10 protein-coding genes are annotated in these 12,568 nt (G+C 70.3%); 6 read left to right on the top strand and 4 right to left on the bottom strand.

All coding sequences use genetic code 11. The features are described from left to right. Position 1: 1 nt before the first annotated feature. Complete coding sequence (locus DVS28_RS20105) at positions 2–1,222, top strand: RNA polymerase sigma factor (protein WP_114593060.1); 1,221 nt, start codon at positions 2–4, stop codon at positions 1,220–1,222. Here DVS28_RS20105 and DVS28_RS20100 read toward each other — a convergent pair whose 3' ends face one another. The 3 genes from DVS28_RS20100 to DVS28_RS20090 are packed head-to-tail and all read right to left on the bottom strand — an operon-like array spanning position 1,223 to position 3,406. Further along, positions 1,223–1,591, bottom strand: coding sequence for an RNA-binding S4 domain-containing protein (locus tag DVS28_RS20100; protein ID WP_114593059.1), 369 nt, complete (start codon positions 1,589–1,591; stop codon positions 1,223–1,225). It abuts the gene before it with no gap. A gap of 20 nt (positions 1,592–1,611) precedes the next feature. Next, the gene (locus DVS28_RS20095; RefSeq protein ID WP_114593058.1) at positions 1,612–2,601 is read right to left on the bottom strand and encodes an OmpA/MotB family protein; all 990 of its coding nucleotides are present in this window, start codon (positions 2,599–2,601) and stop codon (positions 1,612–1,614) included. A gap of 25 nt (positions 2,602–2,626) precedes the next feature. Further along, positions 2,627–3,406, bottom strand: coding sequence for a motility protein A (locus DVS28_RS20090; protein ID WP_164710813.1), 780 nt, complete (start codon positions 3,404–3,406; stop codon positions 2,627–2,629). Positions 3,407–3,699: 293 nt separating this feature from the next. Between DVS28_RS20090 and DVS28_RS20085 the strand changes: the two genes are divergently transcribed. From DVS28_RS20085 to nucS, 4 genes are all read left to right on the top strand, one after another. Continuing rightward, complete coding sequence (locus tag DVS28_RS20085) at positions 3,700–5,832, top strand: putative bifunctional diguanylate cyclase/phosphodiesterase (protein WP_114593056.1); 2,133 nt, start codon at positions 3,700–3,702, stop codon at positions 5,830–5,832. A gap of 175 nt (positions 5,833–6,007) precedes the next feature. After that, complete coding sequence (locus DVS28_RS20080; RefSeq protein ID WP_114593055.1) at positions 6,008–8,512, top strand: ATP-dependent Clp protease ATP-binding subunit; 2,505 nt, start codon at positions 6,008–6,010, stop codon at positions 8,510–8,512. A 414-nt stretch (positions 8,513–8,926) separates the two neighbouring features. Further along, positions 8,927–10,021, top strand: coding sequence for a diguanylate cyclase domain-containing protein (locus DVS28_RS20075; protein WP_114593054.1), 1,095 nt, complete (start codon positions 8,927–8,929; stop codon positions 10,019–10,021). 40 nt (positions 10,022–10,061) lie between these two features. Continuing rightward, positions 10,062–10,721 (top strand): endonuclease NucS, encoded by a 660-nt coding sequence (gene nucS / locus DVS28_RS20070; RefSeq protein WP_114593053.1) that lies wholly within the window; start codon positions 10,062–10,064, stop codon positions 10,719–10,721. Between the two features lie 144 nt (positions 10,722–10,865). Here the strand turns inward: nucS and DVS28_RS20065 are convergent, their stop codons facing one another. Beyond that, the gene (locus DVS28_RS20065; RefSeq protein ID WP_114593052.1) at positions 10,866–11,603 is read right to left on the bottom strand and encodes a dihydrofolate reductase family protein; all 738 of its coding nucleotides are present in this window, start codon (positions 11,601–11,603) and stop codon (positions 10,866–10,868) included. Positions 11,604–11,623: 20 nt separating this feature from the next. On the opposite strand from DVS28_RS20065, the gene DVS28_RS20060 reads away from it, so the two are divergent. Next, the gene (locus tag DVS28_RS20060) at positions 11,624–12,559 is read left to right on the top strand and encodes an HhH-GPD family protein (RefSeq protein ID WP_114593051.1); all 936 of its coding nucleotides are present in this window, start codon (positions 11,624–11,626) and stop codon (positions 12,557–12,559) included. Positions 12,560–12,568: the final 9 nt, after the last annotated feature.

Below are 12,568 nucleotides of genomic sequence, written 5' to 3'. Positions count from 1 at the left end.
TGTGGACCCCCGCACCCTGGTCGAACAGGCGTTCCGGAACGACCAGGGTCGCGCGGTGGGCTCCCTGGTCCGGGCCTTCGGTGACTTCACCCTCGCCGAGGAGGCGGTGCAGGAGGCCTACGCGCAGGCTCTCCAGAAGTGGGCCGACGACCCGCCGGAGAATCCGGGTGGCTGGATCCTGACGACCGCCCGGAACCGGGCGATCGACAAGCTGCGACGGGCCGGCCGGCTGGAGGCCAAGACCCTGGAGATGGCGCTCGAGCTGGACCGCCGGCAGGCCGGGGCCGACGACAACCCGTTCGCCGACACGATCGTCGACGACCGGCTGCGGCTGATGTTCACGTGCTGCCACCCGGCGATCGGCCAGGACGCCCAGGTGGCGCTGACCCTCCGCCTCGTCGCGGGCCTGACGACGCCGCAGATCGCCCGCGCCTTCCTGGTGCAGGAATCGACCATGGCGGCCCGCATCACGCGGGCGAAGAAGAAGATCCGGGTTGCCGCCATCCCGTTCCGGGTCCCGCCGGACCACCTGCTGGCCGAGCGCCTGGACGCCGTGCTGTCGTGCGTGTACCTGATCTTCAACGAGGGCTACCTCCGGGGGGAGGGCGACGTCCTGCTGGACGCCGAGCTCTCGGGCGAGGCCATCCGCCTGGGCCGCCTGCTGCACCGGTTGATGCCCAACGAGCCCGAGGTGACCGGCTTGCTCGCGCTGATGGTGCTGATCGACAGCCGGCGCCACAGCCGGGCGCGTGGTCGCCGACTGGTCAGGCTGGGGGAACAGGACCGGACGCGCTGGGACCGCGAGATGATCGAGGAGGGCTGCGCGCTGGTCGAACGGGCGCTGCGCCGCGGCCGTCCGGGGCCCTACCAGGTCCAGGCTGCCATCCAGGCCGTCCACGCCGAGGCTCGTACGTGGAACGACACCGACTGGACGCAGATCGCCGGGTTGTACGCCTCGTTGGCCGTCGGCGATCCCTCTCCGGTGGTGGCCCTCAACCACGCCGTGGCCGTCGGCATGGCCGAGGGGCCCGAGGCCGGCCTGACCGCGATCGACCGGATCGACGGCCTGGACGACTACCACCTGGTCCATGCCGCCCGTGCGGACTTCCTGGAACGCCTGGGTCGGACCGATGACGCCCGGGAGGCCCTCACCCGCGCCCGCGCCCTGACCAACAACGTCGTCGAGCAGCGCCACCTCGACGACCGCCTCGCCGACCTGTAGTCAGCGCAGGCGGCGGAGGCGCTCCATCTCGCGGCGATCCTTCTTCGTGGGACGTCCGGCACCGCGGTCGCGGGAGCCCGCCAGCGCCGCAGCGGACGGGCGGGGGTCGGGCGGGGGAGAGTGGTCGGCGTAGCACTCCACAGCGATCGGGGCCCCGACGCGTGACTCGATCACACGCAGGACCTCCACGATCCGCTGGCGCTGGTTGACCCGGGCCTCGAGCCGGTCCCCGACCCGGACCTGTGCGGCCGGCTTGGCCTTCTTGCCGTTGATGCTGACGTGGCCTGCCTTGCAGGCGTCCGCAGCCGCGGCCCTGGTCTTGTACAGCCGGATGGCCCACAGCCACCGGTCCGCTCGCGTGGACTCCATGGTCGGGCCCACGCTACCCGCTACTGGCCGAGGATCGCCGCCAGCGTCGGACCGCCGGCCACGGCCCCCACCGCCGCCTGCGCGACGGGATCGCCGGACACGGTGGCGTCGGCGACCGGGTCACCGATGGGGTCCTCCACCACGCCAGTCACGACCTCCACGGGGGGTGTGGTGGTCGATGCCTCGCTCGTCACCGCGTCGGCGGGCGGGGGCGGTGCACCGTTGTCGGCGATGTCGAGGCCCACGACCAGGATCTCCACGCGTCGGTTGACGGCCCGGTTCGCCGGTGAGGTGTTGGGCACCAGCGGACGGTGCTCGCCGTAGCCGGAGGCCGAGACGCGATCCCACGGCATGCCGTGCTCGGTCCCGAGCAGCTCCAGGACCGCGACGGCACGGTCGGTGGACAGGTTCCAGTTGGTGTCCCCGCCGGCGGACAGCGGCGTGTCGTCGGTGTGGCCCTCGATCACCACGCTGTTGGGGGCTCCGACCAGCACCGGGGCGATCTCGGCGATCAGCTGTCGACCGGCCGCGGAGATCTCCGCCGCACCCACCTCGAACAGGACGTGATCGGTGGAGATGCTGACCACCAGCCCACGCGCGTCGGCGCGGATCTCGGCCGTGATCGGCACGTCGGTGACCTCCAGGACCTCCTCCAGGGCGGTCTCGACCTCGGCGAGCTGTTCACGCGCCGCTTCCTGCGCCGACACCTCGTCGAGGGTCTGCTGGCTGAACTCGTCGCGGTAGCCGGGCTGTGGCGCGACCAGCGAGATGGGGCTCACGCTGGTCTCGGGCAGCGCCGCGCCGTCGACGATCCCGAGCTCGAGGGCCGGGTTGTCGAACGGGCCTGCGAGGCCGGCCACGAACGCGATGAACTTCTCGTTGTTGGTCTCCGAGACGGCGAACAGCATGACGAAGAACGCCATCAGGAGGGTCACCATGTCGCCGTAGGTACCCATCCAGCGGGTGGTGTCCGCTGGCGGGTCGGGGATGACGCACTTGTGCTTGGCCATGGGAGGCTCCGGGAACGGGCGCGGCCTAGGCCGCAGCCGCCATGCGGTCGCTGTAGCCCTGCTGCTCGGCAGGCGGCAGGTAGGACTCGAGGCGCTCGACCAGCATCTGCGGGCTCATGCCGGCCTGGATGCTGAGTACGCCGTCGAGGACGACCTGCATCGCGGTCTGCTCCTGCTCCATCAGCAGCCTGAGCTTGCCGGCGATGGGCATGAAAGCCAGGTTGGCGAACATCACGCCGTACAGCGTGGTCAGCAGCGCGACGGCCATGCCGGCACCCAGCTGGGAGGGGTCCGACAGGTTGCCCAGCATGTTGATCAGGCCGATGACCGTGCCGATCATGCCGAAGGTGGGCAGGTAGCCGCCGACGGCCTCGTAGAAGGCGATCATCAGCTTGTGCCGGCTGAGCGTGGCGTTCATCTGGATGCTCATCGCCTCCTCGACCTTCTCGGAGTCGACGCCGTCGAGGATCAGCTGGGCGCCCTTGCGCAGGAAGGTGTCCTCGATGCCGTCGAGCCGCGACTCGAGCGCCAGCACGCCCTCGCGGCGCGCCACGTCGGCCAGCTGGGCCATCATCGTGACCGTGCCGGAGTTGGCGAACGTCGCGCCCTTGATGGCCTTGATCGCCGTCTTGGGGATCCGTCCGAGGTCCTCCTTGTTCAGGCCGGTCATCCCCGCCCCGAGGGCGCCGAAGAAGACCAACACGAACGACGACGGGCCGATCAGCGGTCCGAAGCTGTTTCCGTCGATCAGCGTGGAGACGATGATCGCGAGGAAGGAGAGTACGAGCCCTCCGATGAGTGCCATGTCCATATGTGCGTTCCTGCCTCATCCGTGAAGCGGTTCGCCCAGCACCGTGCCGGACGTCACCGACAGCATCGGCACGTCATGGGCTCGGTTGAGGAATCGGGCACCAGCTGGCCCGCGCAGCCCAGCGCACCCCGGGTGACAACTCGCGACCCCATCGAATTACTCAGTGTCAGGTTAAGGTTGCCGATCGTGCCTTGCTGACACGGCAGACCTCAGTAGCCGGGACCACGAGGAGCCCCTCCCCGACGCGCCTGAGCAACAGAGAACGATCGAGGAGCGAGATGCCAGACATGACGGGCCCCACGGGGGCCACGAGCCGTCCGGAACGCGGGCCGACGCTGCGGCGGACGTGGTCAGCGGTCATCGCGTCCTTCCTGGGCGCGTTGGTCACCGTCGGAGCGGTGGCGATCGGCGCCACGACCTATCAGCAGGCACTGTTCGCCCGGACCACGACCGCCCTCGAGGAGCAGATGGCCGCGGTCATCGAGCTCGAGCTGGTGATCGGGGACGTCGAGGACCCCGCGTCTGGCGTCATGTACGCCGTTGGTGGACCGGAGCAGTACGCCAACCAGCAGGCGGCCTACGCCGAGGTGGTCGCGCGCATGGACGCCGCCTTCGACAACCTCGAGGCCGAGCTCGCCAGCACGGGGACCGCGGCCATGCTGCGACCGGCTCGGGACGCCTGGGAGGACTTCGACGCCGACCTCGCGACGGCCCCGGGCTACGTGGCCAGCGGCGAGATCTTCGTTCTGCTGCAAGCCGGGAACGACCCCTTCAACGCGACGTGGCGAGACCTGACCGACGCCCGTCGGACCCTGACCGCCGTACGGGCCGAGCTGCTGGCCGATCTGCACGTCAGCATCCACGACTCACAGATCATGCAGCGAACGGTTGTCGCGGTCGTGATCGGCGCGGTGGTGATCGGCCTGCTCACCGCGCTCAGCGCCGCGCAGAGGATGCGGCGTCGAGTGCTGCGGCCCATCGCGCTGCTGCAGACGGCCGCCCGGGAGCTGCACGGTGCCGACGGGTTCTCCGTCGAGCTGGGCGAGTCCGTGCGGGAGCTGGGTGAGCTGGGACTGGCCCTGAGCGAGACGGCCGTCTCGGTGCGCGACAGCCAGGACCGGCTGCGGGACCAAGCGCTGACCGATGACCTGACGGGCATGCCCAACCGCAAGGCGTTCGGCCAGGCGCTCCACGCCAGGCTGGCCGATCCGACCATCGACCGCGTCGCCGTCCTGTTCCTGGACCTGGACGACTTCAAGGACATCAACGACACGATGGGCCACGCCGCTGGTGACCAGCTGCTCACCGTCGTGGCCGAGCGCTTGCGCCGCGCCGCGCCGAACGGCGCCGTCGTCGCGCGCCTCGGAGGGGACGAGTTCGCCATGACGTTGGGCTTGACCGACGACCCGGCCATCGCGAGTCGCGCCGCCCTCGACGCGCTGGAGGCCCTGTCGTCGGGCACCGTCATCGCGGGCGCCGAGGTGGACATCGCCTGCAGCATCGGCTTGGCGATCAGCGCGCTGGGCGCGGGACCGGGCGACGCCGAGGAGCTGCTCGGCAACGCGGACTTCGCCATGTACACCGCCAAGCGGCAGGGCAAGAACCGCATCGAGATCTACGCCCCTGGCCTGCTGGGCGAGCGGCCGTCCAGGGCCGAGCTCCGCCGTGACCTGTCCGGCGCCGCGGCCCGCGACGAGCTGGTCCTGCACTACCAACCCGTCGTCGACCTCACGACGGGCACCTTGCTGGGGGCCGAGGCCCTGGTCCGCTGGGACAGCCCGTCCCGTGGGCTCCTCGGCCCCGGCGAGTTCATCGCCGTGGCTGAAGACACCGGGGCCATCGCCGGAATCGGTGCGTGGGTGCTCGACCGTGCCTGTCGCGACCTCGCCGCGCATCCCGAACGGCTCGGCGGATGGGTCAGCGTGAACGTCTCGGGGGCGCAGCTGAACGATGGCGGATTCGTGGACATCGTTCGCGGCGCGCTGACCCGGCACGGCGTCCAGCCCGTTGCGCTCGTGCTGGAGCTGACCGAGGCGGCGGCGGTCACCAACACCGAGCTGGCCGTGCGAACCCTCCAAGCGCTGCGGGCCCTTGGGGTGCGCGTCGCCCTGGACGACTTCGGCACCGGCTTCTCCTCCCTCAGCTACGTCGCCGACCTGCCGCTCGACGTCATCAAGATCGACCGTGCCTTCGTCGCCGACGCTCGTCCCAGTGGCCAGGCGGCCCTCGAGGCCATCGTGACGCTGGGTCGTCGTCTGGGTCTGGTCCTCATCGCCGAGGGCATCGAGACCATCGCCGAGCTGGATCGGCTGCGCGGGCACGGGGAGATGGCCGGCCAGGGCTACCTGCTCGCCCGTCCCATGCCGCTGGAGGCCCTCACCGACCAGGAGAGCTTGCTCGAGCTGGCCACCAAGTCCTGAGTCGGCCCCGGACCGGCACCTTTCACCGGGGATCCACACCTATCCCCGGGTGGGCCGCTGCAGCCGAGGGTAGGGTGGCCAACAAAGGGATATCCCCTGGGGGCTGCCCTCCCGGGCCACCCGTCAGGCGTTACCCTTGACCGACTCCCCGCTACTGCCTTAGGGGGCACCCCAGATGTTCGAACGCTTCACCGACCGGGCCAGACGTGTCGTCGTGCTGGCGCAAGAAGAAGCACGGATGCTGAACCACAACTACATCGGCACCGAGCACATCCTGCTCGGGCTGATCCACGAGGGGGAAGGCGTCGCTGCGAAGGCGCTGGAGTCCCTCGGCATCTCGCTCGAAGGCGTCCGTGAACAGGTCGAGGAGATCATCGGGCAGGGCCAGACCGCCCCGGCCGGCCACATCCCCTTCACGCCCCGCGCCAAGAAGGTCCTCGAGCTGTCGCTGCGGGAAGCGCTGCAGCTCGGGCACAACTACATCGGCACCGAGCACATCCTGCTCGGGCTGATCCGCGAGGGCGAGGGCGTTGCCGCCCAGGTCCTGCAGAAGCTCGGCGCGGACCTCAACCGTGTGCGCCAGCAGGTCATCCAGCTGCTCAGCGGCTACGCCGGTGGCGAGGGCTCCCCGTCGGGCAGTCCCAAGGCCGGCGTTGCGCCGGGCAGCCAGGGCGAGGGCGAGTCCAAGGGCTCCCCGGTGCTCGACCAGTTCGGCCGCAACCTGACCCAGCACGCCCGCGAGGGCAAGCTCGACCCGGTCATCGGGCGCAAGCGCGAGATCGAGCGGGTCATGCAGGTGCTGTCGCGCCGTCGCAAGAACAACCCCGTCCTGATCGGCGAGCCGGGTGTCGGCAAGACCGCGATCGTCGAGGGCCTGGCCCAGATGATCGTGTCGGGCAACATCCCCGAGACGCTGAAGGACAAGCAGCTCTACACCCTGGACCTCGGCGCCCTGGTCGCCGGCTCCCGCTACCGCGGTGACTTCGAGGAGCGCCTCAAGAAGGTGCTCAAGGAGATCACCACCCGCGGCGACATCATCCTGTTCATCGACGAGCTGCACACGCTCGTCGGCGCAGGCGCTGCCGAGGGCGCCATCGACGCCGCCAGCATCCTCAAGCCGATGCTGGCCCGTGGCGAGCTGCAGACCATCGGTGCCACGACGATCGACGAGTACCGCAAGCACCTCGAGAAGGACGCGGCGCTCGAGCGGCGCTTCCAGCCGATCACGGTGGAGGAACCCTCCATCGTCCACACGATCGAGATCCTCAAGGGCCTGCGCGACAGCTACGAGGCACACCACCGCGTCACCATCACCGACGCGGCGCTGGTGGCCTCGGCCAACCTCGCCGACCGCTACATCTCCGACCGCTTCCTCCCGGACAAGGCCATCGACCTCCTCGACGAGGCCGGCTCTCGCCTTCGCATCCGTCGCCTGACCGCGCCGCCGGACCTGCAGGACCTCGAGGACGAGGCCAACAAGGTCCGCAAGCAGAAGGAACAGGCGATCGACGACCAGGACTTCGAGAAGGCTGCCCGCCTTCGCGACGAGGAGAAGAAGCTCCTCGAGCGTCGCGCCGAGCGCGAGAAGGAATGGAAGTCCTCTGGGCTGGACACGGTCCTGACCCTCGACGAGGAGGACATCGCCGAGGTCCTCAGCAACTGGACGGGCATCCCGGTCTTCAAGCTGACCGAGGAGGAGACCCAGAAGCTGCTGCGGATGGAGGCCGAGCTCCACAAGCGGATCATCGGTCAGGAAGAGGCCATCGTGGCCGTCTCCAAGTCCATCCGTCGGACCCGCTCCGGACTCAAGGACCCCAAGCGTCCGTCCGGCTCGTTCATCTTCCTCGGTCCCTCGGGTGTCGGGAAGACCGAGCTGGCCAAGACGCTGGCGGAGTTCCTCTTCGGTGACGAGGACGCCCTGATCCACCTCGACATGTCGGAGTACCAGGAGAAGCACACGGTCAGTCGCCTGATCGGTTCGCCTCCCGGCTACGTCGGTTACGAAGAGGGCGGTCAGCTGACCGAGGCGGTCCGCCGTCGTCCTTTCAGCGTGGTGCTGTTCGACGAGGTCGAGAAGGCCCACCCGGACGTCTTCAACTCCCTGCTGCAGATCCTGGAGGACGGTCGCCTGACCGACTCGCAGGGCAAGGCGGTGGACTTCAAGAACACCGTGCTGATCATGACCTCCAACCTGGGCACCCGGAACCTCGGCAAGACGCCGACCGGTTTCGCCGCACAGGCGGACGAGAAGTCGCACTACGAGCAGATGAAGGCGCAGGTCGACGACGAGCTCAAGCGTCACTTCCGGCCCGAGTTCCTCAACCGCATCGACGACACGATCGTCTTCCACCCGCTGACCCAGGCGCAGGTCAAGAACATCGTCGACCTGATGATGAAGCGCGTGAAGGAGCAGCTGAAGGCCAAGGCGCTCGACATCGAGCTGACCGAGGACGCCAAGGACTGGCTGAGCATGAAGGGCTACGACCCGACCCTGGGTGCCCGTCCGCTTCGTCGCACCATCCAGCGCGAGATCGAGGACGTCCTCAGCGAGAAGCTGCTGTACGGCGAGTTCTCCGCCAACCAGCTGATCGTCGCCGACATCGAGGACGACGCCGTGGTCTTCCGGGCCATGGACGCCCCCGAGGTGCCGCCGATGGAGCTGGCCAGCGCCGAGGACTGATCCGTTCGAACCACCCGGGAGGAGCGTCGTGCATCGCACGGCGCTCCTCCTGCGTTCGTGCCGCGCACTCCATGTCACTGTGTTGGCGGATGTGACGCAGCGAGAACAAGTTGTTGGCTACGGGTTCACCTCGGGCTACGATGAGGTAACGCTTCGTTCGTGATCCGGACAACGAGTCACGTGAAGCTCACCACACGACGTCGATCCGTTCCCGGCGGGCGCCAAGAGCCCAGGAGAACCTGGGGGGACGTCAACGCACAGCACAGGCCCGACGCACCAAGCGCGTCGGGCCCTCGCTCGTTCTGGGGGCCACGCTCCTGCCCCTGGGGAAACGGCCAGCGGGGTCTGGTTTGACGGTCTGGCTGTGGGTAGTATTGCGCTTGCCCTTCGTAGTCGCGTCAAGGCAGGGTGCCAGTGTCGGAGCTGCTGATCGTCGTTGCCGTCCTCGGGCTGCTCGGTGTGGCCACATCTCGTGCCGCCGGACGCCGAACCAGCCCTGTCGTGGCGGCCGAGGTGATCGACGACGTCCTCGGGCGGGCCGGTGGCGGCCGCGACCCGGAAGCCGTGATCCGCTGCGTCGCGGGCGGGCTCGCAGCGGCCGTGGGCGCCACGCGGGCCGAGGCGCTGTTCGTGACGCCACCCAACAAGGCCGTGGCCCGGGTCTCCCTGGAGGGCGATCACCTCACCCCCAACGAGACACCTACGCCTGACGAGCTCCGTGCGCTGGTGACCTCGTGGTTGTCGGTGGACCCGAGGCCGATCGACCTGCGCGACGGCGATGCCCATCCGCTGCGGCCGTGGTTGGACCAGCTGGAGGTCGGTGACGCCATCGTCATCCCGCTGATGGACACCGAACCCCTCGGCGTGCTCGTGCTCGGCAACCGGCAGGGCGGCCCCTCGGGCGCCATCGCACTGGACGGTCCCAGCCAGCGTCGCGTCGCCGTCGACGCCACGGCTGCGCTGCTGGACGCGCGGCGTCGTGAGCTGATCGCCCGGATGCCAGCGGAATGGTTCGCCGACTCGACCGCCAGCCGCCTCGAGGCGCTCCCCGGGGCTGGCACGCTCGGCCGCCGGCTGGAGATGGCCGGGGCGAACCGGGAGTCGGTCGCGCTCCTGTCCTTGCGGGTCCACGCGGTGGACGGCGTGGCCGAGGCCGGCCCTGTTGCCGACGTCGTGGCCGATCGCCTGATGCGCACCGTTCGGCGGACCGACCTCGTGGCCCGAGTGGAGGCCGATCGGGTTGTCGTCGTGCTGGCCGACATGGCCGAGAGCGACACCGCGATCAGGGCCTGCCGACGCCTCGTGGACCGAGCACACGTGCCCGTCCTCCACGACGGCGTGGTCGTGCGCCCGGAGGTCAGCGCCGGTGTGGTGCTGTGGGACGGGCACACGTCCGCCCAGGCGATCCGTGCAGAGCTGGACGCCGCGGAAGGTGCGGCGACGGCCGACCCGATGCACGCCATCCACCTGCGCCCGTCGGAGGTCCAGCGTCGGGGCCTCGCCGCCTGACCCAGCAGGTGGCCGTGTCGGCATCTACGCTGCCGGTCCCATGCGCCTACTCATCGCCCGCTGCACCGTGGACTACGACGGTCGGCTGACCGCCCACCTGCCGGAGGCCCGGCGCCTGATCATGGTGAAGGCCGACGGTTGCGTCGCCATCCATGCCGACGGCGGCGCCTACAAGCCCCTCAACTGGATGAACGCGCCCAACAAGCTGGAGGAGGAGGACGACCGCTGGGTCGTCACGTCCCCCAAGGGCGAGACGCTGACCATCACCCTGCACGAGCGGGTCTGGGAGACCGAGACGGAGCTCGGCGAGGACCCCGGCCTGACCAAGGACGGGGTCGAGGCGCACCTGCAGGAGCTGCTGGCGGCCAACACCGACGCCATCGGCGAGAACCTGCAGCTGGTCCGCCGGGAGTACCCGACCGACATCGGTCCGGTCGACCTGCTGCTGCGTGACGCCGAGGGGCAGGCCGTGGCGGTGGAGATCAAGCGACGCGGCGAGATCGACGGGGTCGAGCAGCTGACCCGCTACCTCGAGCGCATGGACCGCGACCCCCTGCTCCGGCCCGTCAGGGGCATCTTCGCCGCCCAGCTCATCAAGCCCCAGGCACGTGTCCTCGCGGAGTCCCGCGGCATCGCCTGCGTCGAGGTGGACTACGACGAGCTGCGCGGCATCGAGTCCGACGAGCTGAAGCTCTTCTGACCCGTCGGCCCTCCCCCCCCCCTCCCGGAAATGTGCAGCTCGGCTCCCCAGGGGGCTGACGTGCACCAACGCTGGGAGGAGATGTGCAGCTCGGCCGGCAACGCGGCCAAGGGGCACGAGACCGTCGGTCCGGTCCGGCTCCCCTCAGCGCTGCCGGGTGTAGCGCAGCAGCAGCTCGCCGTCCCCGTGGAGGACCCGGGACAGGGTCATCCCCCGCGCCGGGTGTGCCTCGCCCGCGATGCGCCGGGGGTCGACGCTGCCCACGATGGCGGGGGCCAGCGTCAGGCAGAGCTCGTCCACCAGGTCAGCGGCCAGCAGCGCGGCGTTCAGGCCGGGGCCGCCCTCGCACAGGACGTGGTGGAGGCCCAGGACGTCCCGCAGGACGGCCAGACCCTCGGTGAGGTCGACCCGGCCCTCCCCCGCGCGCACGATCCGCGCTCCGGCCCCGCCAATCCGATCGACGGCGTCGTCGTCCGCGTCGGTCGTGGTCAGCACGATCGGGGGCACCCGGGTGTCGGTGAACAGGCGCGACGTGGGGTCCAGGTCGAGGGACGCGGTCACGACCACGATGGGGGCCGGGTCGACGCGACCGTCCGCCTCGCGCGCTGCCCGCATGCTGTCGCGAACACGCATGCCGCCGTAGTCCTCGGCACGAACGGTGCCGGCGCCGGCCAGGATCGCGTCGGCGTGGTGGCGCAGGGCGAAGAACGCCAACCGATCGGCGTCGCCGCCCAGCCCGCCGCTGACCCCGTCGTCGTCGACGATGTGGCCGTCGAGGCTGCTCACCATGTTGACCCGCAGCCACGACGCCGTGCCGCTCGGCGGACGGTGGGCCTCGTAGGCATCGACCTCGGGCACGTGGGTGGGGTGCAGCTGCTCCATCTCGCGGCAGGCTACCCAGCATGGGTGCCCCTCCTCGCTCTGCTGACGACCCGGTCGACCATGCAGCGATGCGCGAGCTCGTGGAGGGCGTGCTGGCGTGGCACCGACCCGAGGAGCGCAAGCTGCCGTGGCGGACCCCCGGCACCACCCCGTGGGGGATCCTGCTCAGCGAGGTCATGGCCCAGCAGACACAGGCCGATCGGGTGGCCGAGCGGTGGGTGCAGCTGATCCAGCGGTTCCCCGACCCGGCCACCATGGCCGACGCCGCGCCGGCCGAGGTGATCGACCTGTGGGTGGGGCTCGGCTACAACCGGCGGGCAGTCAACCTGCACCGCGCGGCAGTGGTGATGGTTGAGCAGCACGACGGTGAGGTGCCCGACGACCTCGACGGCCTGCTGTCCCTGCCCGGCATCGGGCCCTACACGGCCCGGGCGGTGCTGGCCTTCGCCTTCGACCGTGACGTGGTGCCCGTGGACACCAACGTGGCGCGTATCGTCGCTCGCCACTCCGGCAGGGTGCTGGACCGCTCCGACGCCCAGGTGTTGGCCGACGGGGCCGTCCGATGGGGGAGGGGGGCGCTGGCCGCAGCGGCGCTCATGGACCTGGGTGCCACCACCTGTCGGGCCCGCACGCCGGCCTGTGACCGCTGCCCCGTCGCATCGACGTGCAGCTGGGCCGGCGGCCCCGAGGAGGACCCCGCCGGGCGGGGGGCACATCGCCCCCGGCCGCAGGGACGGTTCGAGGGGTCCGCGCGGCAGGCACGCGGGCGGATCATCGCCGCGGCACGGGCGGGCCGGCTGCCCCACGACGCCGCCGTCGAGCTGGCCGGCGAACACGGGGTGGGGGTCCTGGATGCCCTCGTGGCCGACGGCCTGGTGGTCCGGGACGGCGAAGGGTTTGCGTTGCCGGGAGCGAGGGGCAAGTCTCGGAGAGGCGTACGGGACCGCGAGGACTGACCGGGGCAC

Origin of the sequence: Euzebya pacifica (assembly GCF_003344865.1) — a bacterium.
GTDB lineage: Bacteria > Actinomycetota > Nitriliruptoria > Euzebyales > Euzebyaceae > Euzebya > Euzebya pacifica.
This window is presented reverse-complemented; position numbering and strand designations above follow the sequence as displayed.

Bases quoted from the DNA above. Each gene is read 5' to 3' on its own strand.
- DVS28_RS20100 (WP_114593059.1), bottom strand. From the start codon at position 1,591: ATGGAGTCCACGCGAGCGGACCGGTGGCTGTGGGCCATCCGGCTGTAC.
- DVS28_RS20095 (WP_114593058.1), bottom strand. From the start codon at position 2,601: ATGGCCAAGCACAAGTGCGTCATCCCCGACCCGCCAGCGGACACCACC.
- DVS28_RS20090 (WP_164710813.1), bottom strand. From the start codon at position 3,406: ATGGCACTCATCGGAGGGCTCGTACTCTCCTTCCTCGCGATCATCGTC.
- DVS28_RS20085 (WP_114593056.1), top strand. From the start codon at position 3,700: ATGACGGGCCCCACGGGGGCCACGAGCCGTCCGGAACGCGGGCCGACG.
- DVS28_RS20080 (WP_114593055.1), top strand. From the start codon at position 6,008: ATGTTCGAACGCTTCACCGACCGGGCCAGACGTGTCGTCGTGCTGGCG.
- nucS (WP_114593053.1), top strand. From the start codon at position 10,062: ATGCGCCTACTCATCGCCCGCTGCACCGTGGACTACGACGGTCGGCTG.
- DVS28_RS20065 (WP_114593052.1), bottom strand. From the start codon at position 11,603: ATGGAGCAGCTGCACCCCACCCACGTGCCCGAGGTCGATGCCTACGAG.
- DVS28_RS20060 (WP_114593051.1), top strand. From the start codon at position 11,624: ATGGGTGCCCCTCCTCGCTCTGCTGACGACCCGGTCGACCATGCAGCG.